This window comes from Streptomyces sp. HUAS 31 (genome assembly GCF_028198125.1).
In the GTDB taxonomy this organism is placed as follows: domain Bacteria; phylum Actinomycetota; class Actinomycetes; order Streptomycetales; family Streptomycetaceae; genus Streptomyces; species Streptomyces chartreusis.
Window position 1 is genome coordinate 7510839 of the sequence record NZ_CP116353.1, and the last position, 24178, is coordinate 7535016.

Consider the following 24178-nt stretch of genomic DNA (forward strand, 5'->3'; position numbering starts at 1 on the left):
CTCACGTACTTGCACCTCCTGTAAGGGAGTCACTTCTTCATGCGCGTGAACAGAATGAGCCGCGCCCGCAAGGGCGCCGCCGTGGGCCTGTCCATGGCCGCGCTGGCCGCCGGCGCGACCACCGGCGCCGGATCCGCCTCCGCCCAGCCGAAGGCCGCCCCGGCCCCGGCCGCCGAGTGCAGCGCCGACTACCGCATCGAGCAGAAGCTCACCGGCGGCACCACCTGGCGGATGTGCTGGCGCTACGACGGCAAGGCCGGGCTGGTCCTGGAGAACATCTCCTACCAGCCCAAGGGCGAGACCAAGCCGATCAAGGTCCTCAACAGCGCCCGGCTCGGCCAGATCCACGTCCCCTACGACGACGGCAGCGTCGAGTACGACGACCTCACGGGCTTCGGCTTCGCCCAGGGCCTGATGAACCTCGACCCCGGCGAGTGCCCCGGCGGCACCATCAAGACCGTCAAGGTCCCCGAGGCCTGGCAGGACCCGAACGTCAAGGGCCTGTGCACCACGACCCGCGCGCGGGGACACGCCTACCGCATGCAGGGCGACACCGCGAACAAGGTCTACCAGGCGCAGAGCAAGGACCTGCTCGTCTACACGGTCAACCAGGTCGGCTGGTACGAGTACATGACCGAGTGGCGCTTCCAGGACGACGGCACGGTCACCATGAACGTCGGCGCCACCGGCAGCCTGTCGTACGACGACTACGACGCCGGCGACGGCCGCGGCTGGCCCATCGGCAAGGGCGACCGGGCCAAGGCCACCAGCCACAGCCACAACGTCTTCTGGCGCCTCGACTTCGGCCTGGACGGCTCCACCAAGAACCGGGTCGAGCAGTACGACTCGGCGGTGACCGCGCCCGCCGCCGGCGACCGCGCCCCGAAGACCAAGACCACCGTCACCAAGGTCGGCAAGGAGCTCGCGGGCGACGCCAAGGCCTACCGCTGGTGGCGCATGGTCAGCGCGACCGGCAAGAACAAGGACGGCCACGCGCGCTCGTACGAGATCGTCCCCGGCGTCACCACGAAGTACCCGGGCCGCAGCTTCACCAAGCACGACGTGTACTTCACCGAGTACGACAAGTGCGAGAAGTTCGCGACCAACAACCCCGGCTGCGGCAACGGCCACCCCAAGTCCGTGGACAAGTGGGTCGGCGGCCAGGCGCTCAAGCACCCGATCACCTGGATGAACGTGGGCTTCCACCACATCGCCCGGGACGAGGACCAGCAGCCGATGCCCGTCCACTGGCAGGGATTCTCCATCGTCCCGCGTGACGTGACCGCTATGAATCCGCTCACTCCGAGCGAGCTCGCCTGGCAGAACGGGCACTGGCAGCCTCGTAGTTGAGAAACGACCCTGTCCATCCGGCTGCACCGCCCACCGCTCGCGGAGTACCCTTCCTTGATCGTTGAGACGGGGAGTGCTCGGGGGAGCGGAAGGCGGTGCGCGGGTGGGCTCGGGAGGGCTGGAGTTGCCCCCTGGTGACGAGGGTCACGAGGGGAACTCCACAGAGGTCCCACCCGGCACGGTGTCCCTGGCCCGGCCGATGGAGACGAGTTCCATCGGCCCGGAGCTGGACTGGGACCCCGACGCCTGGCGCGAGGTGCGTACGCGCGCCCAACGAGCGGGCCGGGCCTACATCTGGCTGAACCTGGTCGAGCAGCGGCTGCGCGCGGTCGTGGCCGCCGTACTGCGCCCCATCTACGAACCCGTCCACGGCGACGAGTGGGTCGTCGCGGCCGCCGGCCCGGCCGGGCAGGAGTGGGTGCAGCGCGCGGTCGCCGTACGCGAGGTCAGCCGCCGCAAGGGGTATCTGCTGGACCCCGCCGACGACAACGTCCTCAGCTTCCTGACGCTGCCGCAGCTGCGCGAGCTGATGGTGCAGCACTGGCCCTGCTTCGAGCCGTACGTCGACGACCGCCGGGATGTCGAACTCGCCCTGGACGAGCTAGAGGTGACCCGCAACGTCGTCTCCCGCAACCGGGCCCTGTCCGAGGCGGTCCTCAACCAGGCCGAGCGGGCCTCCGCGCGGCTGCTGGAGGTCCTCGGCGGCAGCGGTGACGTGCCCTCGGCCCGCCGGCTGCCCATCGACGCGGTCGAGGACCTGGTCGGCGACCGCTACGCCGACGTCGTCGCCGTGCATCCCGACCGGGTGCGGCTGCTGCGCCAGTTCCCGGCCGAGGACATCTTCGGCGGCGCCCGCCGGCTCGACGCCATCGGCATCGGCCTCAACCTGCTCGTGCAGAACTTCTCCGGGCGGCGCCTGGTGCGGCTGGCCGAAGCCGGCTGCCGGGTGCGACTGCTGTTCCTGAACCCGGCCTCCAGCGCGGTCAAGCGGCGCGAGCGCGAACTCGGCATCAGGCGCGGCGAGCTGAGCCGGGCGGTCGAGATGAACATCCTGCACATGCGCCGGGTGCGGTCCCGGCTGCGCGACCCCGGCGCCTTCGAGATCCAGGTCTTCGACGAGACGCCCCGCTTCACGGCATACCTCGTGGACGGCGACGGCGCCGACGGAGTGGCGGTCGTGCAAACGTATCTGCGGCAGACGCGAGGGCTGGAGGCACCCGTCCTGGTGCTGCGCAACGGCACCCGCGTGGTCAAGTCGGACGAGATCGACGAGGGCGGGCTCTTCCCGACGTATCGCGAGGAGTTCGAACTCATGTGGGCGGATTCGCGGCCGGTGTCCTGAACTGTCCCGAAGCGGCCGACGGGCCGCCCACGACCGGCCCCCGCCTCGGGGGCGCACAAGCGGAATGCGGTCCTCTGATTGTCAGTGGCACATGGGAAGGTGGAGACCACTGGGGGAACGCACCACCAAGAAGGGGGACCGCCCATGGGCTGGCACCGTGAGCTGCTGATCGGCTTCGACCTGGAGACGACCGGTACGGATCCGCGCGAGGCGCGCATCGTCACCGGCGCCGTGATCGAGGTCAGGGACGGGCAGCCCATCGGGCACAAGGAGTGGCTGGCGGATCCGGGCGTGGAGATCCCGGCGGACGCCGTCGCGGTGCACGGCATCAGCAACGAACGCGCGGCCGCCGAGGGCCGCCCCGCCGACCAGGTGGCCGACGCCATCGCGGACGTCCTGGTCACCTACTGGAACACGGGCGTACCGGTCGTCGCGTACAACGCCGCCTTCGACCTGAGCCTGCTCTCCGCCGAACTGCGGCGGTACGGACTGCCGTCCCTGCGCGACCGTCTGGGCGGCCGCGAACCCGCCCCGGTCGTAGACCCGTACACCATCGACCGCTGGGCCGACCGCTACCGCCGTGGCAAGCGCAACCTCGAAGCGGTCTGCCAGGAGTACGGCATCGTCCTCGACTCCGCGCACGACGCCTCCGCCGACGCGCTCGCCGCGGCCCGGCTCGCCTGCGCGATAGCCGCCCGCCATCCCAAGATCGCGGGCCTCGGCCCGGCGGAGCTGCACCGCCGCCAGATCGAGTGGTACGCGGAGTGGGCGGCGGACTTCCAGAACTTCCTGCGCCGCAAGGGCGACGCGACCGCGGTGGTCGACGGGACGTGGCCGCTGCGCGAGCCGGCGGACGAGACGGTCTGAGAAGGGTGTCTTCGAGCGCCTACGCACCCGCCGCGATGCGTTCGACGCGGGGCTTGGCCAGCCGCTCGTAGTCCGCGCCGGAGATGAGCAGCGACCTTTCGAGCCGGGCCGCGTTGAAGTACAGCCTCGCCTGGCCGACGACGTCCGGATCCGCGACGACCTCGAGGTCGGGATCGAAGCTGAACGGCAGGACCGTGCCGGGGACGGCGTGGGCCAGCCGCTCGGCGGTCTCCGCGTCGCTGAAGCCCACGTAGCGGGCGGCGAACAGCGCCCGGACGGCATCCAGGTCCACACGCCGGTCTCCCGGCACGACGGCCAGGACATGACGCGTCGTGCGCCGGTCCACCTTGACCCGCAGCACGATGCACTTCGCGGCCTCCGAGGCCGGGTGCCCGCGCAGCGCGCAGACGGCCTCGGTGCTGCCCTCGGGCTCGTGGTCGATGAGGCGGTAGTCGACGTGGGCGGAGTCGAGCAGGGCGATCAGGTGGTCGTAAGTGTCGTGGTGGGTGTGCTCGGGCATGCGGGGTCCTTGTCGAGGGGGTCGGCCGGGGGAAGTCGGTGCTGCGGTGCGCGTCGGTGGGCGCGTTCCACCGCCTGGCCCCAGTAGGTGCCGGCGACCATGAGGGCCGCCCCGAGACCGGTGAGCGGGGTCAGGTGGTCGCCGCCGAGGGCCACGCCCACCGCGACCGCCCAGACCGGCTCGGTGCCCAGCAGCAGGCTGGCCCGGCTGGCGGAGGTGCGCTGCACGGCCCAGGTCTGGGCGAGGAAGGCGAACACGCTGCAGAACAGGGCGAGATAGCCGAGCTGGGCCCAGGTCGCCGGGTCGGAGCGGACCAGCGTCGGCAGGTCGTGGGCCGCGACCGGCAGGAACAGGGCGGTGCCGACGAGGGTCTGCACGGTCGTCAGCTGCAACGGACGGACCGCCCGCCCGGCGGTCAGGCGGCCGACGAGTGCGACATGCACGGCCCGGATCAGCGCGGCGCCGAGCATCAGCAGGTCGCCGAGTCGGGGCTCGTGGAAGCCGTTGCCGGACATCAGCAGTCCGACGGCCAGGACGCAGACGGCGGTCGCGGCGAAGAAGGAGGCGGGCAGCGGGCCACGGCGGCTGCCGCGGTCGAGGAGCGGGGTGAGGACGATGGTCAGGCTGATGATGAGGCCGGCGTTGGCGGCGCTGGTGTGGGCGACGCCGTACGTCTCCACGACCAGGACCGCCGCCTGGGTCAGGCCCAGAGGCACTCCGATCCGCAGCTCGTCTCGCGTCCACCGGCGCGCCCCGCGCCGCCGGGCGGCGACCAGGCCGAGACAGGCCAGCGCGGACAGGGCGTAGCGGGCGAACAGCACGAGCAGGACGGGCAGGGCCGCGGTCGCCGTCTGGGCGGACAGATAGCTGGAACCCCAGACGAGCGCGACAAGGAGGAGTACCGCATCGGTACGGCGGACGTCGGACACCGGCCCACCGTGCACCGGAGACGTCCTTGAAGCCCAGTACCACTTTCTAAAACGATCATTTAGGAGCCCTACATCGTCGGCCTACACTGAGGCGATGGACGAACGGCAGCTGCGGATCCTTCGGGAGCTCGGCGAACTGGGGAGTGTCACGGCGGTCGCCGAGGCGCTGCTCGTGACGCCGTCGGCGATCTCCCAGCAGCTGCGGCTGCTCCAGCGGTCCATCCCGGTGCCGCTCACCGAGCGGCAGGGACGCCGCCTGGTCCTCACCGACGCCGGGCAGGCGCTGGCGGGCTCGGCCGTGGAGGTCGAGACGGCGCTCGCGCGGGCGCGGCACGCCGTCGAGGAGTTCGTGCGGCGGCCGGAAGGCGAGGTGTCGGTGGCGGCGTTCCACAGCGCGGGCACCGCGTTCTTCCCGCTGCTGCTCCGCGCGCTGGCCGGGCCGGGCAGACCGGCGCCGAGACTCGTCGACGAGGACGTGCCGCAGGAGGACTTCCCGCGGCTCACCCGGGAGTACGACATCGTCCTCGCCCACCGGCTGGACCACGCCCCGCCCTGGCCGGACACGGTGGCCGCGACGACGCTGCTGCGTGAGCCGCTGGACGTGGCCATGCCCGCCGACCACCCTCTTGCTGCGAAGCGCCGCGTCACCCCGCGCGACGTGGCGGACGAGTCCTGGATCACCGTGCACGACGGCTTCCCGGTGCTGGCGGTCATCGAGGCGATCGCCGCGGCGGCCGGCCGGCGCCTGCATCTGGCGCACCGCATCAACGAGTTCGCGGTCGTCGCGCAGGTGGTGGCGGCCGGAGGCGGCATCGCGCTGATGCCCCGCTGGACGATGCCCCGGCATCCGGCGCTGACCCTGAGACCACTGAGCGGCGTCCAGGCCAGACGACACATCGACGCGCTCTACCGCCCGGAACGCACGGCGAGGTCTGCGGTCCGCACGGTCCTGACCGAGCTGCGCCACGCCGCGAGCGACATCCAGAGCCGGCTGTCCGACGGTGGGGCCACGCCCTGAAAGGGCGGGCTCAGAACGGATACCACCGCACCGTCTCGTCCCCGTCCCGCAGCGAGGCCACCCGTCGTTCGAACTCGGCCAGCGCCTTCGGGTTGGTCGGCGCGTGCTGGGCCACCCACGCGCAGCTCGCCGTCTCCCGCGCCCCGCGCAGCACCGAGCAGCCCTCCCACTCGCGCACGTCCCAGCCGTACGTCTCGACGAACGACCGGTAGTCGGCGGCCGGCATCCCGTACCGGTCCCGTGAGAGCGCCATGACCACCAGGTCGTGCTCGCGCAGATCGAAGGCGAAGGTCTCCAGGTCGACAAGGACCGGCCCGTCCGCCCCCACATGCACATTGCGCGGCAGCGCGTCCCCGTGGATCGGCCCCGGCGCCACATGAGGCGTCAGCCCCGCCGCGGCGGCCGCGAACCCGTCCCGCCGCTCCCGCAGATACGCCGCGTCAGCCGGATCGATCGCGTCACCGGCGAGCCGCAGCCAACGCTCCACCCCGCCCAGCAACTCACGCGGCGGCAGGGCGAAGGAGGGCGCGGGCAGGGCGTGCACGACCCGTAGCAGTTCGGCCAAATCCCGTGGCCCGGCGGGCCGTACGGGATCCGGCAGCCGGTGCCACACGGTCACCGGATGGCCCTGGACCAGACGCGCCTTCGGCTCGGCCGCCCGCACCGCGGGCACGCCCGCCTCCGCCAGCCACACGGCGATGTCGAGCTCGCGCCGCGCCCGGTCGAGGAGTTCGGCGTCACGGCCCACCTTGACGGCCAGGTCACCGGCGGCGAAGACCGCGTTCTCGCCCAGGGCGAGCAGCCGGGCGTCCCGCGCCGGTCCGGGCAGTACGTCCGCCGCGGCCAGTACGTCCCGCGCCCGTGCCTCGTCCATCGTCCGCCTCCGTGTGTTCGTCCGCCGCCGGGATCGGCGTCGGATTCCCGCCATCCGCGCTCAGTCTCGCATTTCCACAGGTCGGACCGCGTGCGCGCGGCCTTGACGGGGTACGGCGCCTTCACGACCATGACGGGGCCCACCCGAGCCGCACAAAGGGGCTGATTCCGTGACATCGGTGACCGAGGCGGAGAGCGGGGTGAGACCTGCGCCGGGCGGCAAGGAGCGGCGCGGTGTCATGGACCGCGGCGCCTGGTTCCTCGTCCTGCCCGCGCTGATCCCCATCCTGGTCCTGAGTGTCGGTCCGCTGCTGTACGGCATCGCGCTGTCCCTCACCGACGCCCAGTCCGGACGGACCCGGCCCACCCAGTGGATCGGCACGCTCAACTTCACGGACCTGCTGCACGACACGCTGTTCTGGGAGTCGTTCCGGATCGGCCTGGTCTGGGCGGTCGGCGTCACCGTCCCGCAGTTCCTGCTGGCGCTGGGCCTCGCCCTCCTGCTCAACGAGGACCTGCGCCTGCGCTGGCTCGCCCGCGCCCTCGCGATCGTCCCGTGGGCCATGCCCGAGGTCGTCGTAGGTGTGATGTGGCGGCTGGTCTACAACCCGGACGCGGGCATCCTCAACGAGACGATCCGCGACCTCGGCCTCGGTGACGGCCGCGACTGGCTGAGCGGGCTCGGCACCGCCCTGCCGGCCGTCGTCGTCGTGGGCATCTGGGCGGGCATGCCGACCACGACGGTCGCCCTGCTCGCCGGCCTCCAGAACACCCCGCGCGAACTGCACGAGGCGGCGGCCGTGGACGGCGCCGGCGCCTGGCGCCGCTTCCGCACGGTCACCTGGCCCGCCCTGCGGCCCGTCGCCCTGTCCATCACGGCACTCAACCTCATCTGGAACTTCAACTCCTTCGCCCTGGTCTACGTCCTGACCAGCGGCGGGCCCGGCGGCCGCACCCGGCTGCCGATGCTCTTCGCCTACGAAGAGGCCTTCCGCTACGGGCAGTTCGGCTACGCGGCGGCGATGGGATGCGTGATGGTGGCGCTGATCTCGATACTCCTCGCGCTCTTCCTCGTCGGCAGGCTGAGGGGAGGCGAGAAGGCATGAGGACCGGCCGAACCGCCCGCGCCGGGCAGTACGTGGCCCTGCTGGCGTACCTCGTCTTCCTGGCGTTCCCCTTCCTGTGGCTGATCTCGACCGCCTTCAAGCCCCCGCGGGAGCTGGGCAGTCTGCATCCCACCTGGATCCCGAGGGACCCCACCCTCGCCAACTTCCGCCGGGCCTTCGACGAACAGCCCCTGCTGCACGCCGCCCTCAACTCCCTGATCGCCGCGCTCGGCGCCGCCCTCGTCGCCGTGCTGCTCGCGACCCCGATGGCGTACGTCATGGCGCGCCACCGCACCCGGCTCGCCCGGGCGGCGACCGGCTGGGTGGTCGTCAGCCAGGCGTTCCCTCTGGTCCTGGTGATCATCCCGCTGTTCCTGGTGCTGAAGAACCTGCGGCTGATCAACTCGATGCCCGGGCTGATCATGGTGTACGTGGTGTGGGCGCTGCCGTTCGCGCTGTGGATGCTCGTCGGCTACGTGCGCGCGGTGCCGCCCGAACTGGAGGAGGCGGCGGCGGTGGACGGGGCCGGGCGGCTGAGGACCCTGGTCTCGGTGACCGCGCCGCTGCTGGCGCCCGGGATCGTGGCGACGGCCATGTTCGCGTTCGTCACGGCGTGGAACGAGTTCTTCTTCGCCCTCGTCCTGCTGAAGACCCCGGAGAAACAGACTCTGCCGGTGATCCTCACGCACTTCATCGGCGCGGAGGGCGTCGCCGACCTCGGCCCGCTGGCCGCCGCCGCGTTCCTCGCGACGCTGCCCTCGCTGGTCGTGTTCGCGCTCATCCAGCGACGGATCACGGGCGGCATGCTCACCGGGGCGGTGAAGAACTGATGCGTACAAGACTGCTGTTGGGCTGCCTGGCCCTGGTACTGCTGCTCGCCGGTTGCAGCGACGGCGGCGACTCCGCCGGTGGCCGTATCACCCTGCGCTTCCAGTCCCTGGCCTGGCAGGAGGAGTCCGTCCAGGCCAACGAGGAGCTGGTGCAGGAGTGGAACGCGAGCCATCCGAATGTCAAGGTCGAGTATGTGCAGGGCAGTTGGGACGGTGTCCACGACCAGCTGCTCACCTCCTTCGAGGGCGGTGAGGCGCCGGACATCATCCACGACGCCTCGGACGACCTCGCGGACTTCGCGTACGGCGGCTACCTCGCCGATCTGACCGACCTGCTGCCCGCACGGCTCAGGTCCGACATCCCGCAGCGCAGTTGGGAGACGGCGACCTTCGGGGACGGGATCTACGGCGTGCCGTTCCTCCAGGAGCCGCGGGTGCTCGTCGCCAACGCGAAGTGGCTGAAGCAGGCGGGCGTACGCGTTCCGACCCCCGAACGGCCCTGGAGCTGGGCGGAGTTCCGGGCGATCACCGAGCGGCTCAGCGGGGACGGCAGGTACGGCGTGGCCTGGCCGCTCAAGGAGCCCGTCTCCGCCACCCTCAATCTGTCGCTGTCGTCCGGCGGACAGCTCTTCCACCGGGACGCCGACGGCAAGGTGACCGTGCGCTTCGGTGCGGACGACGAGGTCATGCCGCGCACCGTCCACGACCAGGTCAACGCCGACCGCAGCGCCTCCCCGACGACCCTGGGCAGCGGCGGCTCGGACACCCTGCCCGGCTTCTTCGGCGGCCGGTACGCGATGGTCCCGCTCGGCTTCTCCTACCGGCAGCAGATCGTGCAGCAGGCCCCCAAGGGCTTCGACTGGCAGGTGCTGCCCGCCCCGGCCGGCGCCGACGGGCTCACCCAGGGCGTCAGCCCGCAGACCCTGTCCATCGCCGAGGACAGCCCGCACAAACGGGAGGCGGCCGAGTTCATCGACTTCCTGCTGCGCCCCGACAACATGGTGCGGCTGGCCCTGGGCGACTGGATGCTCCCCACCGGCACGAAGGCCCTGAAGGACCCGGCCCTGCACACCACCGAGAACGACTGGGCCACCGGTACCGCCCTCGCCGCACATCTGCGCTCGGCGCCCGCGCAGTCGGTACGCGGCTACCCGGAGTGGAAGGACAAGATCGCCACGCCCGCGTTCCAGGAGTACTACAGCGGGGCCATCGGCCTCGACGAGCTGCGCCAGCGGCTGGAGGAGGACGGCAACCTCGTACTCGCCCGCTACCAGCGCTGAGGTAATTCGGTTGTAGGCGCCGCCCGGCCCCGCCTAACGTGCGGTCCGTGGCAGCGAACAATGCGATCACCAGCACCGGTCTCGGCCGGGGCTCTGCGCACTCCGTACGGATGCGCCGCGGCCCCGGAGCCCTGACCGGCCCGGGGAGCCACACCGTCCGCTGATTCCACGCGGACCCGCTTCTCCCTCCTTTTCTCTCCTGTCTTCCGGTCAGGGCCTTCGTCTGCCCTTCTCCCTCTCCACGGAAGACAAGGACCGCAGGCCATGGCCCGCCCCACCCGCGTATCCCGCGCGCTCTCCCAGAACTTCCTCGCCGACCCCGCGGCCGCCGGACGACTCGCCCGCCTCGCCGTGCCACTCGGCCGCGAGGCACCCCTGCTGCTCGAAGTCGGCGCCGGAAAAGGCGCGTTGACCGAACAGCTCGTCCCGCACTGCCGACGCCTCCTCGCCTACGAGATCGACCCACGCCTCGTCCCCGCGCTGCGCTCGCGCTTCTCCGACACGCCACAGGTCCGCGTCGTGGGCGAGGACTTCCTCCTGGCACGGCCCCCGCGCACACCGTTCTCCGTCGCCGGGAACGTCCCCTTCTCCCGCACCGCCGCGATCGTCGACTGGTGCCTGCGCGCGCCCGCCCTCACCGACGCCACGCTCCTGACCCAGCTGGAGTACGCCCGCAAGCGCACGGGTGACTACGGCAGCTGGACCCGGCTGACGATCCTGACCTGGCCGCGTCACGAGTGGCGGCTGATGGGCCGGGTCGGGCGGCACAGCTTCCGGCCGGTGCCCCGGGTGGACGCCGGGATCGTACGGATCGAACGGCGGCGCACGCCGCTGCTGGGCGCCGGCGCGCAGGACAGCTGGCGGCGTCTGGTCGAGCTGGGCTTCTCCGGGGTCGGCGGCTCGCTGCACGCGTCGCTGCGACGGGCGCACCCGGGGCGGCGGGTCGACGCGGCGTTCCGCGCGGCCCGCCTTGACGCGGGGGCCCTCGTCGGCGAGGTGCCGCCGGGGGCGTGGCTGACGCTGCACGAGGTGCTGGGGGTGTCGGCGGCATGAAAGCGAGTTGCACGAGACGTATCGTCTCGATTAGCGTCGGGGTCATGACCAGTCCCGCTCACATCGCCATGTTCTCCATCGCCGCGCACGGCCACGTGAACCCCAGCCTCGAAGTGATCCGCGAGCTCGTGGCGCGCGGGCACCGGGTCACCTATGCGATCCCGCCGGCCTTCGCCGAGAAGGTCGCCGCCACCGGCGCCGAGCCGAAGCTGTGGAACTCCACGCTGCCGGGCCCCGACGCCGACCCCGAGGCGTGGGGGAGCACCCTGCTGGACAACGTCGAGCCGTTCCTCGCCGACGCGATCCAGGCGCTCCCGCAGCTGATCGAGGCGTACGACGGGGACGAGCCGGACCTCGTCCTGCACGACATCACCTCGTATCCGGCACGTGTCCTCGCCCACCGCTGGGGCGTGCCCGCGATCTCGCTCTCACCGAATCTCGTCGCCTGGGAGGGCTACGAGGAGGAGATCGCCGAGCCGATGTGGGCGGAGCCGAAGAGGACCGAGCGCGGGCAGGCGTACTACCGCCGTTTCCATACCTGGCTGGAGGAGAACGGCATCACCCAGCACCCCGATCCGTTCGCGGGCCGGCCCGACCGCTCCCTCGTCCTCATCCCGCGGGCCCTCCAGCCCAACGCCGACCGCGTCGACGAATCGGTCTACACCTTCGTCGGCGCCTGCCAGGGCGACCGCACCGCCGAGGGCGTCTGGCGCCGACCGGAGCGGGCCGAGAAGGTCGCGCTCGTCTCCCTCGGATCGGCGTTCACCAAGCAGCCGGCGTTCTACCGGGAGTGCGTGCGCGCCTTCGCCGGCCTGCCGGGCTGGCACCTCGTGCTCCAGGTCGGCCGGCATGTCGACCCCGCCGAGCTCGGGGACATCCCGCCCAACGTCGAAGTGCACGACTGGGTCCCGCAGTTGGCGATCCTCAAGCAGGCCGACCTGTTCGTCACCCACGCGGGCGCCGGCGGCAGCCAGGAGGGCCTGGCCACGGCCACCCCCATGATCGCCGTCCCCCAGGCGGTCGACCAGTTCGGCAACGCCGACATGCTCCGGTCCCTCGGCGTCGCCCACCACATCCCGACCGAGAAGGCCACGGCCGAGACCCTCCGTGAAACGGCCCTCACCCTCACCAGCGACCCGGAGGTCGCCCAACGCCTGAAGACCCTCCAGGCCCAGATGTCCGAGGAGGGCGGCACCCGGCGGGCCGCCGACCTGATCGAGGCCGAGTTGCCCGCTCGGCGGGGCTAGTCCGGGAACGGCGTCGCGATGGCCGTCCCATTGCGGGGGCGGCCATCACATTGGAGCGGGGGTCCGTCACACCGTGACGGCCTGTCGGCTGAGGGTCAGACGCGCGTTGTCGAGAGTGGCGTCCATCCGAGCGGCCTGGCCCTTGGTGAACATGAACATCGCGGCGTCGTCGGTGTAGTCCATGTAGTTCATGAACATGTCGCCGTTCGGGGCGTTGCCGCACGTTGCGGTGGGGAAGCTCGGTGAACCGAGGTTCGGGCCCGCCTGGTTGGGGGTGTCCGCCACGAAGTCGCTGCCGCTGCACCCCTCGTCGTCGTCACCCCAGATATGACGCAGATTGAGCCAGTGACCGATCTCGTGCACGGCCGTGCGGCCGCCGTCGAAGGGCGCGCGGGCCGTGCCACGCGTGCCGAAGGCGCTGTGTGTGATGACGACGCCGTCCGTGGACGCGGCGCCACCCGGGAACTGGGCGTAGCCCAGCAGTCCGCCGCGCAGCCGGCAGACCCAGACGTTCAGGTAGACATCCGCGGGCCAGGCGTCACGTCCCCCGCTCAGGCTGAACTTGACCAGATCGTCCGTGTCCCAGTCCGTGACCGAGGTCTGGGTCCGGGTGATGCCGTCGGTGGTCCGGCCCAGCGGGTCGGTCCGGGCGAGATGGAACTGGAGACGTGCGTCGGCCACCAGGTCCCGCCACACCGGGGGCACTTGGTTCACATCGGTGTTGGCCGCCCGGAAGTCCTGGTTGAGAATGTCGATCTGACTGTTGATCTGGGCGTCGTCGATATTCTGCTCGGGGGTGTTGTGCACCACGTGCACCACGACGGGAACGTCGATGACGCCCTGACGGGCGGCCTCGCGGCGCTGTGTCTCGTAGCTGAACGCGGTGTTCTCGATCACGGCACGATTGCCGGCGTACTCCGGATTCACGGTGAGGAGTCGCCGGTGCACTTCCATGGCGCCGCACCAGCGGCTGTAGTCGGCGGAAGTGGCGCGGAGATACGACTGCGCATCGGACATGGCTGCGCCCCTCAAAGGGTGTTGGATGTGCCGCGTACACGGCGGCGTACTGCGCGTCGGACACGCGCTGTGGGGGTCGCGTGACACCGGTCGGCGGCCGGTTGCCCGTTCCTCCTGGACCCATACACTGATAATCCTAGTCATTCACGGAGAAGACCGGCAATTTTTGCGGCATGGAAGTGAGCGAGGTGGCCGGGTCATGCGAGAGCCCCCTGCGGGTCTGTTCCGGTCCTGGATCCACTCCTACGAAGAGGATCACGGTGATGTGAGGGTCTACCGGCCGGACGACCACCCGTTCCCGCCGGCCCGCGGACGCCGGGGAATGGAGTTCGCAGCCGGCGGCGCGTTCGTCGACCACCCCTTGGGGCGAGGTGACGCTCCCGACGCCGTACCCGGCCACTGGCGGCTCGCGGCGGACGGTCACATCATGTTGACCTTCGAAGGGGCGCGCCCGGAGCGGGAGTTGGAGATCGTGCGCTGCGACGAGGCCGTGCTGGAGGTCCGGCGCATCATGCACTGAGGGCACGCACAGGGCCCGTTGACTCCCCCGGAGTCAACGGGCCCTGCATTTGGGGTGGATGGGTCAGACCGGTACGCGTTCGCCCTTGTCGTCGTGGGCCGGGCCGTGGGTCACGGCCTCGGGGGCCTCGTCGTGGGTCATGTCAGGCAGGCGGTGCAGCCATTTCGGGAAGTACCAGTTGCGCTCGCCCAGCAGCGCCATCACCGCCGGGAGCAGGACGCCCCGGATGATCGTCGCGTCGATGAGGACCGCGGCCGCCAGGCCGACGCCCATCTGCTTCATGGACTGCATGGACAGCGTCCCGAAGATCGCGAACACGGCGACCATGATGACCGCGGCGCTGGTGACGACACCGGCCGTGGTGACCACACCGTGCTGGATCGCGTCCTTCGTCGTACGGCCCCGCAGTCGTGCCTCACGGATCCGCGAGACCACGAACACGTGGTAGTCCATCGACAGGCCGAACAGGATCACGAAGAGGAACAGCGGCAGCCAGGTGATGATGGCGCCGACGCCCTCCGCGCCCACCAGCGACGCGCCCCAGCCGTGCTGGAAGACGGCGACGAGGATTCCGTACGCCGCGCCCACCGACAGCAGGTTCAGCACGATCGAGGTGATCGCGATGGTCAGGGAGCGGAACGACAGCAGCATCAGCCCGAAGGCGAACACCACCACGAACGCGAAGACCGGGACGACCGCTCCGGCCAGCTGGTCGTTGAAGTCCTTCGAACCCGCGACCTGCCCGGTGATCGGCGCCTCGACGCCGTCGACCCTGCCCAGCGTGGCCGGCCGCACGTCGTCGCGCAGCTTGTCCAGGCTCGCGCCCGCCTTGTCGAGATCGGAGCCGCCGACCAGCGGGACGTACACGAAGGCGATGTTCTGCTCGTCGTGCAGCTTGATCTCGACCGGGCCGCGCGAGGCGCCCGAACTGACCGCACGCTCACGGAAGTCGGCGAGCGCGGACTTCACCTCGGGAGCGTTGATGTCGTCGGCCTTGACGACGACCTCGGCAGGGTCGGAACCGCCGGGGAAGGCCTCGTTGAGGCGGTTGTACGTCTGCACGATCGGCAGCGAGTCCCCGAACTCCTGGTCCAGCGTGAGGTTCTGGGTCTTCATGCCGAGCGCGGGAGCCGCGATGGCCAGCAGCGCACCGGCCGCGACGGCGACCGAGATGACGGGCCGCGCGAGCACTCCCTTGAGCACGGCCGTCCAGAACCGGCTCTCGCGGTTCGCGGCGCCCTTGTTGCGGCGGAGCCGGCTCTCCGGGTGCAGGAAGGGGATCTTGCCCTTCTCGACCCGCTCGCCCAGCAGCGACAGCAGCGCCGGCAGCACGGTCACCGACCCGACCATGGCGACCGCCACGACCATCAGCGACGCAAGTCCCATCGCCTCGAACTCGGCGAGACCGGTGAACAGCATGCCCGCCATCGCCACGCACACCGTGACACCGGAGACGATGATCGCGCGGCCACTGGTGGCGGCGGCGACCCGGAGCGCGGTCTGCGCATCCCGGCCGGCCTGGCGCTCCTCGCGCTCACGGCGCAGATAGAACAGGCAGTAGTCGACGCCGACGGCCAGACCGACCAGCAGCATCACGGAGTTCGCGGTGTCGCTCATCGGCATGACATGGCTGACGATGCCCATCAGGCCCATCGTCGCCATGATCGCGGTGACCGCGAGCAGCACCGGCAGCAGGGCCGCCACCAGCGCGCCGAAGGCGATGAGCAGAATGCCGAGGGCCACCGGCACCGCGGAGTACTCGGCCTTCTGGAAGTCGTCCCCGAACGCGTCGTCGAACGTCTTCATCATGCTGGCGCCGCCGATCTCCTCGATCCGCAGCGACCCGTGGTCCTTCTGGACGTCCTCGACCGCGTTCAGCACCGGCTCGACTCGCTCACCCGCGGTGTCCGAGTCACCGCGCATGTCGAACTGCACCAGCGCGCTGCGGCCGTCCTTGGAGATCGTCCGAGTGTCGTACGGCGACGTCACGTCCGTGACCTTGCCGGTGCCCTCGACCGCCTTGACGACGGCCGTGACGGCCGACCTGAACTCGGCGTCGGTCGCCTTGAGCGAACCGTCCTTCGACTGGATCAGGACGGTCTCACTGGCCGGCTCCTCGATCCCGGCGTCCTCGATGATCTTGGCGGCGGTGTGCGTCTCGCCCTTGAGCTGGTCGCTGTCCTTGACGTCGACCCGGCCGGCCGCCGAACCGAGCCCCATCGCCAGGACGACGAACAGCACCCAGATGCCGACGGCAGCCCATCGATGGCGGGCGCTCCAGCCGCCGGCGCGGGCGGCGAGGCCCCGTACCCGCGTTTCTCCGTTCCCCATGATGGGCTTGCCCCCTCGTCTTGCGGTGGCGGCCCCCTGCCGCCTCCTTTCGTTTCGAAGGTATGGGCCGGATAAAGCCATCTCGTCGTGCTCGCCGGTGAAGTGCGGCGGCCGGAAATCATCCGCTCGGCCCCCGGGCCCTCCCCACTGGGGAGGATGGGGGTCCCTTACATCTATCCGGCCGGGTCGGGGGAGTGGATCAGGGAGGCGCCGGTCTGGCGGATCGGGTGAAGGAGCTTGTGCTTCATGCTGACCGGTAAGTAACTTACGGGTCCGGCCCTCGTGCCCGCCCCCACTGGGCACGACGGCCGGCTCACGACGACCGGACCGCCCGGGGCGCGCGGGATCGCCATAAGGTGGCCGGATGACGACGACGTATGCGGCGCTGCTCCGTGGCATCAACGTGGGCGGCAGCAGAAAAGTCCCGATGGCCGAACTGCGCACCCTGCTGACCGGTCTCGGCCACGACGGCGTTCGCACCCATCTCCAGAGCGGCCAGGCCGTGTTCGCCGCCGATCACGGCGACGAGGAGTCCCTGGCCGCGGAGCTCGCGTCGGCCATCGAGAAGCACTTCGGCTTCGCCGTCGACGTGATCGTCCGCGACCATGCCTACCTCAAGGCGATCGCCGACGACTGCCCCTTCCCGGCTGCCGAGTTGGAGCCCAAGCAGCTCCATGTCACCTACTTCTCCGCCCCGGTCGAGGCCGAGCGCTTCGCGGAGATCGACCGGGACACCTACCTCCCGGAGGAGTTCCGGCTCGGCGACCGCGCCCTGTACCTGTACGCCCCGAACGGCCTGGGCCGCTCCAAGCTCGCCGAGATCCTGTCGAGACCGCGCATCAACAAGGGTTTGATCGCCACCAGCCGCAACTGGAACACCGTCGTGAAACTCGTGGAGATGACCGGTGACTGACGTCCGGACCGCCGCCGTGGAAGCCGCCATCGAGGGCGAACTGCGCCTTCTCCAGCCGGAGGTCCGGTCCTCCCCGGAACTGCTGGCCGAACTGCTGCACCCGGAGTTCAGGGAGTTCGGCGCGTCGGGGCGGTACTGGGACCGTCCGTCGATCATCGAGTCCCTGGTCGCGGGCGAGGACCCGGGGCCCCGGCCCGTCGTCGTGTCACGGATGGACGGCGTCCAGCTCGCCCCCGACGTCGTCCACCTCACCTTCGACACCGTGCACGCCGGCCGGCACGCGCACCGCAGCTCCCTGTGGCGGCGCACGGACGCCGGCTGGCAGATGTACTTCCATCAGGGGACGCCGTTCCCCGCCGAGGGGGACTGACCTTGCGCTACGTCATCATCGGGGCCGGAGCCGTCGGCGGCGTCATCGGCGGACGGCTCGCGGGCTCGGGGCACGAGGTCGTCCTGGTCGCCCGCGGCGACCACTTCGAGGCCCTACGGGATCACGGGCTGCGGCTCAGGGTGCCCGAGGGCGAGCTGACCCACCGGCTGCCCGTCGTCGACGGACCCGCCGCGCTCGGGGAACTGCGCCCCGACGACGTCCTCGTGCTCGCCGTGAAGACCCAGGACAGCGTGGCCGCGCTGCAGACCTGGGGCCCCGCCCCGGTCGCCGGCGGCGGTACGGCCGCCGAGCGGCTGCCCCTGTTCTGCGCGCAGAACGGCGTGGAGGGCCAGCGCCTCGCCCTCAGGCTCTTCCGGCGGGTCTACGGCGTCTGCGTATGGCTGCCTTCGACGTACGTCGAACCCGGGGTCGTCTCCGCCGCCGGCAGCCCCCTCACCGGCATCCTGCACCTAGGGCCTGTCTGGCGAACCCACGGCACCGACGAGACCGCCCGCCTCGTCGCCGCCGACCTGGAGAAGTCGCACTTCGAGGCACCGGTCGTCGCGGACGTGGCGCGCTGGCAGTACGCCAAGCTGCTGTCCAACCTCGGCAACGCCCTGGAGGCCGTCACCGGCCCCGTCTCCGACGAGGACGCCGTCGCGCTGTTCCGGCGGGTGCGGGCCGAGGGCGCGGCCGTGCTCGACGCCGCCGGGATCGCGTACGCGAGCACCGAGGAACAGCAGGCGGTACGGGGCGACAAGGTCACCCTCGTCCCCCTGGACGGCGCCCCGCGCGGCGGCGGCTCCTCCTGGCAGTCCCTCACCCGCGGCACCGGCACCATCGAGGCCGACTACCTCAACGGCGAGTTCGCCCTGCTGGGCCGGCTGCACGGCGTACCGACCCCGCTGAACGAACTCCTCCAGCACCTCGCCGACACCTTCGCGCGCGAACGGCGGCCGGCGGGCTCGATGCCGGTGGCCGAGCTGATGCACCTGGTCGACGGGGCGGTCGTCAACACACGCTGATCGACTGACCGCGGCTCGCCCCAACCAGGCGACAAACAGCGGCCGTTGTCCCTATGGTGATCCGCGCCAGGACGGCGGGAAGAGCAGGTCACCGTGGCGGGCGGCGCGGCACCGGCATGCCCGCGACGGTGCGGCCGGGCCGCGGCACCGGCCGGGCTCCCGGCCGTGCAAGCCACAGGAGGCGGGACAGTGAGTACCTACAACATGCGCGACTTCGACGGCTCGGCGCACGACGGGTCCGACCCGGCCGCGCTGCTGGGCCTCGCGGAGCGCCTCGTGGAGCGGCTGCACATCGAGAAGCCCGCACTGGTCCCGCAGGGGGAGATCGTCCGGGACGAGCTGCTGTACGCCGCGCAGGACGGCCTGCCCGCCAACCGCGGCCGGATCCGCTTCGCCCTGGAGGCCATCGGCACCGGAGTGGCGGCCGGCGGCGGCTGTCTCATCCTGGTCCAGGAGATCGGCCGCGTGCTGGAGGTGTGACGCCCCCGGACGCCCAGGTGCCGGGCGCTCAGGCCCCGACGGCCGCCAGCACCGGCACCCGCGCCGCCTCGTAGCGCTCCAGCAGGACCCGGGCCACCTCGGGCGCCGCCCCCAGCACGTCCGCGAGGACGTCCGCCCCGGCGGCGCCCCGGGCGATACGGTCCGGGAGGAAGCCCGGCGCCAGGACGTACGGCGCCACGGCCACCCGCTCGCAGCCCAGCTCGCGCAGCTCCCGCACGGCGTCCTCGGTACGAGGAAGAGATGCGGAGGCGAACGCAGGCCGCACGGCGCACCAACCGGTGTGCCGCCACTCCCGCGCGATTTCAGCGATCACTGCGATCGCCTCCGGGTCGGTGGACCCCGCCGAGGCCAGCACGACCCCGGTCGAGGACTTGTCGGCGGGCGTCAGGCCCGCCTCGTACAGGCGCCGCTCCAGGGCCGCCGTCAGCAGCGGCGACGGGCCGAGCACCTCCGCCTGCCGGATCCGCAGCTGCGGCGGCGCGTCCCGCAGCACCGCCGGGATGTCGGCCTTCGCGTGGAAGGCGCGCGTCAGCAGCAGGGGCAGCGCCACGACGTCCCGCACGCCCTGCGCCGCCAGCGACTCCAGCACGCCCTGCACGGAGGGGATGTTGAAGTCCAGGAAGCCGGTCTCCACCCGCACCTCGGGGCGCAGCGCGCGAACCCGACGTACGAGGGCGTGCACGGTCGCGGCATGCCGCGGATCGCGGCTGCCGTGGGCGATGACGAGGAGGACCGGTTTCTTGGACATCGGGGTTCAGCTCCTTGCCAGCAGACCGCGGCTGCGCAGCACCCACCGCTCCAGCGGGCTGAAGATCAGCAGGTCGATGGCGATGCCGACGATCAGGATGAGCAGGATGGCGAAGAACACCATCGACATGGAACTCGTGTTGCGGCCGTTCTCCAGCAGCTGGCCGAGGCCGACGCCGAGGTCGGGCGAGGACGCGATGATCTCCGCCGCCATCAGCGAACGCCAGGAGAAGGCCCAGCCCTGCTTCAGGCCCGCGAGATAGCCGGGCAGCGCCGCCGGCATCACGATGTGCCAGGTGCCCTTCAGACCCGTCGCGCCCAGCGTGCGGCCGGCCCGCAGGAACAGCGGCGGCACCTGGTCGACACCGGACACCAGGCCGTTGGCGATCGAGGGGACCGCGCCCAGCAGGATCACCGCGAACATCATCCGGTCGTTCAGGCCCAGCCAGATCACGGCCGGCGGCACCCACGCCACCGACGGCAGCGACTGGAGGCCGGACAGGATCGGCCCGATCGCCGCGCGCACGAACCGCACCCGCGCCACCACCAGACCCAGCGGCGTACCGATCGCGAGCGCCAGCAGGAAGCCGAGCAGACCGCGCGAGACGGACGTCCAGATGTACTCGTGGAGCGTGCCCTCCAGCCACGACTCGCGCAGCTCGCCCCACACGTCGGACGGCGCGGGCAGCTTCGTCGGGTCGCCGGCGATCCCGGACGACACCAGGAACTGCCACACCGCCAGCACCAGGGCGACGGCGACGACCGGCGGCAGGATCTTCTGGGTCAGGGTCCTGCGGAAGGGCGTACGGCCCGTCTGGACCGTCTCCAGTGCGTCCAGGCCCGCTTCGAGCCCGGCGAGATCGGCCCCGTCCTTGGCGGCGGTCGTCTCAGTGCTGGCCATGACGGCGGATCTCCCCACGCAGTTCTTCGGTGATCTCCCGGGACAGTTCCGCCACCTCGGCGTCCTCGATGCGGCGCGGCTGCGGGATGCCGACCGTCCACTCCCGCGCGATGCGGCCCGGCCGGGAGGACAGCAGGACGACGCGCTGCGCCAGGCGGACCGCCTCGCGCACGTTGTGCGTCACGAACAGGACGGACACCTGCGTCTCGCGCCAGATCCGGGTCAGCTCGTCGTGCAGCACGTCCCGGGTGATCGCGTCGAGCGCGGCGAACGGCTCGTCCATCAGCAGCAGTTTGCTGTCCTGGGCGAGCGCCCGCGCCATGGCGACGCGCTGGCGCATACCGCCGGACAGCTCGTGCACCCGCTTGCCGTACGCGCCCTTGAGGCGGACCAGTTCGAGGAGTTCCTCGGCGCGCTCGCGCCGCTCGGCCTTGGCGACACCCCGGAGCTTCAGGGCGAGCTCGATGTTCTTGCCCGCGGTCAGCCACGGGAAGAGGGCGTGCTCCTGGAACATCAGCGCCGGACGGCCGTCGGTGGTGATGCTGCCCGCGCTGGGCCGGTCGAGGCCGGCCACCAGGTTCAGCAGCGTCGACTTGCCGCAGCCGGACGCCCCGAGGAGGGTGACGAACTCGCCGGGCGCCACGTCGAGGTCGATGTCGTCGAGCACGAGCTGCTGCCCGGCGGGGCCGGCGAAGGACTTCGAGACGTGGTCGATGCGCGCGGCGTGCTCCACGGACACATCCGTGTCGGCGGCCTTGGCGAGGGCTGTCGCCATGGTCGTCACCTCCTGGGAACTCATCGGGATCAGTGCCTTGCTCACGACTTCGCGCCGAGTCCGGCGTCGTCGACCTCGGGTTCGCCCTCGCCCTTGAGGACCTTGTTCAGCGGTGCCAGGTCGTAGATCCCGGCCAGGTCCGGCTGCTGGAGCAGCCCGGCCTTGACCGCGTGCTCGGCCTGGGTGTTCAGGGTGGCCGCCAGCGGGTCGTCCGTGACCCGGATGGACCGCCACGCGGGGTCGAGCACATCGGCCGGGAGCGGCTTGCCGGTGTCGGCCTCGAGCTGGGCGTTGGCCGCCGCCTTCGCCTTGTCCGGGTTGGCGCCGATCCACTTGTTGGTCTTCACCGAGGCGCGCAGGACGGCCTCGACGACGTCCGGGTGCTCCTTGAGGAAGCTCTGCGACACGATCACGTTGGTGATCACGAACTTCTTGTCCGGCCACAGGTCGCCCTCGTCGAGCAGCACCTTGCCGCCCTCGGCGACCAGCTTCGAGGCGGTCGGCTCGGGCACCCACGCGCCGTCGATCGAGCCCGACTTGTAGGCGTCCGGCGTGATCTTGTTGTCGGTGCGGACGACGGAGACGTCGCCCTGGCCGCTCTCCGCGTCGACCTTCCAGCCCTGCTCGGAGACCCAGTTGAGGAACGCCACGTCCTGGGTGTTGCCGAGCTGCGGGGTGGCGATCTTCTTGCCCTTGACGTCCTTCAGGGACTTGATCTTCTCCGGGTTCACGACGAGCTTCACGCCGCCCGAGGCCGAACCGGAGATGATCCGCAGGTTCTTGCCGCCCGCCTTGATGTAGCCGTTGACCGCGGGGGAGGGGCCGATCCAGCCGATGTCGATCGACCCGGAGTTCAACGCCTCGATCTCCGAGGGACCGGCGTTGAACGTGGAGTACCGCGCCAGCGTGCCGCCGAGTTCCTTCTGGAACAGCCCCTCGTGCCGGCCGACCAGTGCGGTGGCGTGGGTGAGGTTTCCGAAGTAGCCGATCTTCACCGAGTCCAGGCCGTCGACCTTGGCCGCCCCGGCGATCGCCTGCTCGGCGTTGTCCTTGGCCTGCGAGCCGTAGCCGCACGCCGCGAGGGCGAGCAGCGGCAGCGCGGCCAGGACGGCGAGCGTCCGTCGCAGGGCGGGGGTGGCAGGCACGGGAGGGGTTCCTCTCGGTGGCCCGGCACTCACGCCCTGCTCAGGCGCGGCCGGGAGATCGGCGGATGGACGAGGGGCGGGTCAGCGCACACATCGCGATACACCGCCCTGTCCGCTGCCGAGGGCGCCGCTGCCGACGCGGCCGCCCTCCTTCGCGAACGTGGAGAAGAAGTCGAGGGCCTTCATGTCAGAAGTCCCACCCGTCGTCCTCGGCCTCGTCCTTGACCGGCTCCGGCGAGGCGAACGACTCGCCGACCATGCCCGCGGTGAGCGTGGTGCCGTCGCTGGGGTCGATCAGGATGAACGAACCGGTGCGGCGCGAGTCGGCGTAGGAGTCGACCGGCAGCGGCTCGGCGGTGCGGACCTTCACCCGGCCGATGTCGTTGGCGACGAGCTGCCCCGGGTGCGGGTGCAGGGACAGGTCGTCCAGCGTCAGCCGGGACGGGATGTCCTTGACGATCGCCTTGACCGTGCGGGTGCCGTGCTTGAGCAGCACCCGGTGGCCGACGGTCAGCGGCGCGTCGGCGACGTGGCACACGGTCGCCTCGATGTCCTGCGTGGTCGCGGGCGCGTCCTTCGTCGGCACGAGCAGGTCGCCGCGCGAGATGTCGATGTCGTCCTCCAGCAGGACGGTCACCGACTGCGTGGTCCACGCGACGTCGACCGGCTCGCCCAGCAGGTCGATGCCGGAGATCCTCGACACTCGGCCCGACGGCAGCACCGTCACCGACTCGCCGACGCGGAACGAACCCGCGGCGATCTGACCGGCGTAGCCCCGGTAGTCCGGGTGCTCGGCGGTCTGCGGACGGATCACGTACTGCACGGGCAGCCGGGCGTGGCAGTGGCTCAGGTCGTGGGTGACCGGGACCGTCTCCAGATGCTCCAGGAAGGTCGGCCCGCCGTACCAGTCCATGTTCGCGGACGGGTCCACCACGTTGTCGCCGGCCAGCGCCGAGATCGGGATCGCGGTGATCTCCGGGACGCCCAGTTCGAGCGCGTACGCCGTGAACTCCTCGGCGATCGCGGCGAACACGGACTCCTGGTAGTCGACCAGGTCCATCTTGTTCACGGCGAGCACCACGTGCGGCACCCGCAGCAGCGCGGCGATCGCGGCGTGCCGGCGGGTCTGCTCGACGACGCCGTTGCGGGCGTCGACCAGGATCACGGTCAGCTCGGCCGTCGACGCGCCGGTGACCATGTTGCGGGTGTACTGCACATGGCCCGGGGTGTCGGCCAGGATGAACCGGCGCCGGGGCGTGGCGAAGTAACGGTACGCCACATCGATCGTGATGCCCTGCTCCCGCTCGGCCCGCAGACCGTCGGTGAGCAGCGCGAGGTCCGGGGCGTCCTGCCCGCGCGAGGCGGACGCGCGCTCCACGGCCTCCAGCTGGTCCACGAGGACCGACTTGGAGTCGTGCAGCAGCCGGCCGACGAGCGTGGACTTGCCGTCGTCGACGGAGCCGGCGGTGGCGAACCGCAGCAGGGTCGTCTCGGAGAGTTCCGTGGTCGTGCTCATGC

The 24178-nt window shown here is 71.1% G+C and carries 23 protein-coding genes and 1 pseudogene; 14 read left to right on the forward strand and 10 right to left on the reverse strand.

The genetic code is table 11. The annotated features are described in order from the left end of the window. Window positions 1-39: 39 nt before the first annotated feature. The 3 genes from PGH47_RS33325 to PGH47_RS33335 all read left to right on the forward strand — a co-directional run bounded on the left by PGH47_RS33325 (window position 40) and on the right by PGH47_RS33335 (window position 3559). The gene (locus PGH47_RS33325) at window positions 40-1350 is read left to right on the forward strand and encodes a copper amine oxidase (RefSeq protein ID WP_271666462.1); all 1311 of its coding nucleotides are present in this window, start codon (window positions 40-42) and stop codon (window positions 1348-1350) included. Window positions 1351-1453: 103 nt separating this feature from the next. Continuing rightward, window positions 1454-2692 (forward strand): SAV2148 family HEPN domain-containing protein, encoded by a 1239-nt coding sequence (locus tag PGH47_RS33330; RefSeq protein ID WP_271668209.1) that lies wholly within the window; start codon window positions 1454-1456, stop codon window positions 2690-2692. Between the two features lie 144 nt (window positions 2693-2836). After that, window positions 2837-3559, forward strand: a complete 723-nt coding sequence (locus tag PGH47_RS33335; protein WP_271666463.1) for a 3'-5' exonuclease — start codon at window positions 2837-2839, stop codon at window positions 3557-3559. A gap of 19 nt (window positions 3560-3578) precedes the next feature. Here the strand turns inward: PGH47_RS33335 and PGH47_RS33340 are convergent, their stop codons facing one another. Together PGH47_RS33340 and PGH47_RS33345 are read right to left on the reverse strand one after the other, a co-directional pair. After that, entirely contained in the window at window positions 3579-4079 is a 501-nt protein-coding gene (locus PGH47_RS33340) for a YbaK/EbsC family protein (RefSeq protein ID WP_271666464.1), read from the reverse strand. After that, on the reverse strand, window positions 4040-5008 hold the full coding sequence (locus PGH47_RS33345; protein ID WP_271666465.1) for a DMT family transporter: 969 nt from the start codon (window positions 5006-5008) through the stop codon (window positions 4040-4042). The genes PGH47_RS33340 and PGH47_RS33345 overlap by 40 nt, the downstream gene beginning before the upstream one ends. Window positions 5009-5102: 94 nt before the next feature. Between PGH47_RS33345 and PGH47_RS33350 the strand changes: the two genes are divergently transcribed. Next, a complete protein-coding gene (locus tag PGH47_RS33350; protein ID WP_271666466.1) occupies window positions 5103-6026 on the forward strand; it encodes a LysR family transcriptional regulator in 924 nt (307 codons plus the stop codon). A 10-nt stretch (window positions 6027-6036) separates the two neighbouring features. On the opposite strand, the gene PGH47_RS33355 is transcribed toward PGH47_RS33350, so the two are convergent. Beyond that, window positions 6037-6900 (reverse strand): phosphotransferase enzyme family protein, encoded by an 864-nt coding sequence (locus tag PGH47_RS33355; RefSeq protein WP_271666467.1) that lies wholly within the window; start codon window positions 6898-6900, stop codon window positions 6037-6039. A gap of 169 nt (window positions 6901-7069) precedes the next feature. On the opposite strand from PGH47_RS33355, the gene PGH47_RS33360 reads away from it, so the two are divergent. The 5 genes and pseudogenes from PGH47_RS33360 (at window position 7070) to mgt (ending at window position 12415) form a co-directional block, all read left to right on the forward strand. Next, window positions 7070-8005, forward strand: coding sequence for a carbohydrate ABC transporter permease (locus PGH47_RS33360; RefSeq protein ID WP_376054063.1), 936 nt, complete (start codon window positions 7070-7072; stop codon window positions 8003-8005). After that, entirely contained in the window at window positions 8002-8835 is an 834-nt protein-coding gene (locus PGH47_RS33365) for a carbohydrate ABC transporter permease (RefSeq protein ID WP_271666468.1), read from the forward strand. The genes PGH47_RS33360 and PGH47_RS33365 overlap by 4 nt, the downstream gene beginning before the upstream one ends. Then, window positions 8835-10115, forward strand: coding sequence for an ABC transporter substrate-binding protein (locus PGH47_RS33370; protein WP_271666469.1), 1281 nt, complete (start codon window positions 8835-8837; stop codon window positions 10113-10115). Before PGH47_RS33365 ends, PGH47_RS33370 begins: the two co-directional genes overlap by 1 nt. Window positions 10116-10379: 264 nt before the next feature. Next, a complete protein-coding gene (gene erm, locus PGH47_RS33375; RefSeq protein WP_271666470.1) occupies window positions 10380-11168 on the forward strand; it encodes an ErmE/ErmH/ErmO/ErmR family 23S rRNA (adenine(2058)-N(6))-methyltransferase in 789 nt (262 codons plus the stop codon). Between the two features lie 7 nt (window positions 11169-11175). After that, window positions 11176-12415 (forward strand): annotated as a pseudogene (gene mgt / locus PGH47_RS33380) (macrolide-inactivating glycosyltransferase). Window positions 12416-12481: 66 nt separating this feature from the next. Here the strand turns inward: mgt and PGH47_RS33385 are convergent. Then, window positions 12482-13432 (reverse strand): zinc metalloprotease, encoded by a 951-nt coding sequence (locus PGH47_RS33385; RefSeq protein WP_271666471.1) that lies wholly within the window; start codon window positions 13430-13432, stop codon window positions 12482-12484. A gap of 199 nt (window positions 13433-13631) precedes the next feature. Here PGH47_RS33385 and PGH47_RS33390 point away from each other — a divergent pair, with 199 nt between their 5' ends. After that, on the forward strand, window positions 13632-13952 hold the full coding sequence (locus PGH47_RS33390; protein WP_271666472.1) for a hypothetical protein: 321 nt from the start codon (window positions 13632-13634) through the stop codon (window positions 13950-13952). Window positions 13953-14015: 63 nt separating this feature from the next. Here the strand turns inward: PGH47_RS33390 and PGH47_RS33395 are convergent, their stop codons facing one another. Continuing rightward, window positions 14016-16283, reverse strand: a complete 2268-nt coding sequence (locus tag PGH47_RS33395; RefSeq protein WP_271666473.1) for an MMPL family transporter — start codon at window positions 16281-16283, stop codon at window positions 14016-14018. A gap of 364 nt (window positions 16284-16647) precedes the next feature. Here PGH47_RS33395 and PGH47_RS33400 point away from each other — a divergent pair, with 364 nt between their 5' ends. From PGH47_RS33400 to PGH47_RS33415, 4 genes are all read left to right on the forward strand, one after another. Continuing rightward, on the forward strand, window positions 16648-17196 hold the full coding sequence (locus PGH47_RS33400; RefSeq protein ID WP_271666474.1) for a DUF1697 domain-containing protein: 549 nt from the start codon (window positions 16648-16650) through the stop codon (window positions 17194-17196). Then, window positions 17189-17566, forward strand: a complete 378-nt coding sequence (locus PGH47_RS33405; RefSeq protein WP_271666475.1) for a nuclear transport factor 2 family protein — start codon at window positions 17189-17191, stop codon at window positions 17564-17566. The genes PGH47_RS33400 and PGH47_RS33405 overlap by 8 nt, the downstream gene beginning before the upstream one ends. Before the next feature lie 2 nt (window positions 17567-17568). Further along, on the forward strand, window positions 17569-18591 hold the full coding sequence (locus PGH47_RS33410; protein WP_271666476.1) for a ketopantoate reductase family protein: 1023 nt from the start codon (window positions 17569-17571) through the stop codon (window positions 18589-18591). A gap of 189 nt (window positions 18592-18780) precedes the next feature. Beyond that, entirely contained in the window at window positions 18781-19071 is a 291-nt protein-coding gene (locus tag PGH47_RS33415) for a hypothetical protein (RefSeq protein ID WP_271666477.1), read from the forward strand. A gap of 28 nt (window positions 19072-19099) precedes the next feature. Here the strand turns inward: PGH47_RS33415 and PGH47_RS33420 are convergent, their stop codons facing one another. The 5 genes from PGH47_RS33420 to PGH47_RS33440 all read right to left on the reverse strand — a co-directional run bounded on the left by PGH47_RS33420 (window position 19100) and on the right by PGH47_RS33440 (window position 24176). Then, window positions 19100-19840, reverse strand: coding sequence for a sirohydrochlorin chelatase (locus PGH47_RS33420; RefSeq protein ID WP_271666478.1), 741 nt, complete (start codon window positions 19838-19840; stop codon window positions 19100-19102). 6 nt (window positions 19841-19846) lie between these two features. Next, window positions 19847-20740 carry an ABC transporter permease gene (locus tag PGH47_RS33425; RefSeq protein WP_107907760.1) on the reverse strand — a complete coding sequence of 298 codons (894 nt, stop codon included), beginning with the start codon at window positions 20738-20740 and terminating at the stop codon, window positions 19847-19849. Continuing rightward, window positions 20727-21515 (reverse strand): ABC transporter ATP-binding protein, encoded by a 789-nt coding sequence (locus PGH47_RS33430; RefSeq protein WP_271668211.1) that lies wholly within the window; start codon window positions 21513-21515, stop codon window positions 20727-20729. Before PGH47_RS33430 ends, PGH47_RS33425 begins: the two co-directional genes overlap by 14 nt. Before the next feature lie 41 nt (window positions 21516-21556). Next, window positions 21557-22660, reverse strand: a complete 1104-nt coding sequence (locus PGH47_RS33435) for an aliphatic sulfonate ABC transporter substrate-binding protein (protein ID WP_271666479.1) — start codon at window positions 22658-22660, stop codon at window positions 21557-21559. Between the two features lie 187 nt (window positions 22661-22847). Beyond that, entirely contained in the window at window positions 22848-24176 is a 1329-nt protein-coding gene (locus PGH47_RS33440; protein ID WP_150499295.1) for a sulfate adenylyltransferase subunit 1, read from the reverse strand. Window positions 24177-24178: the final 2 nt, after the last annotated feature.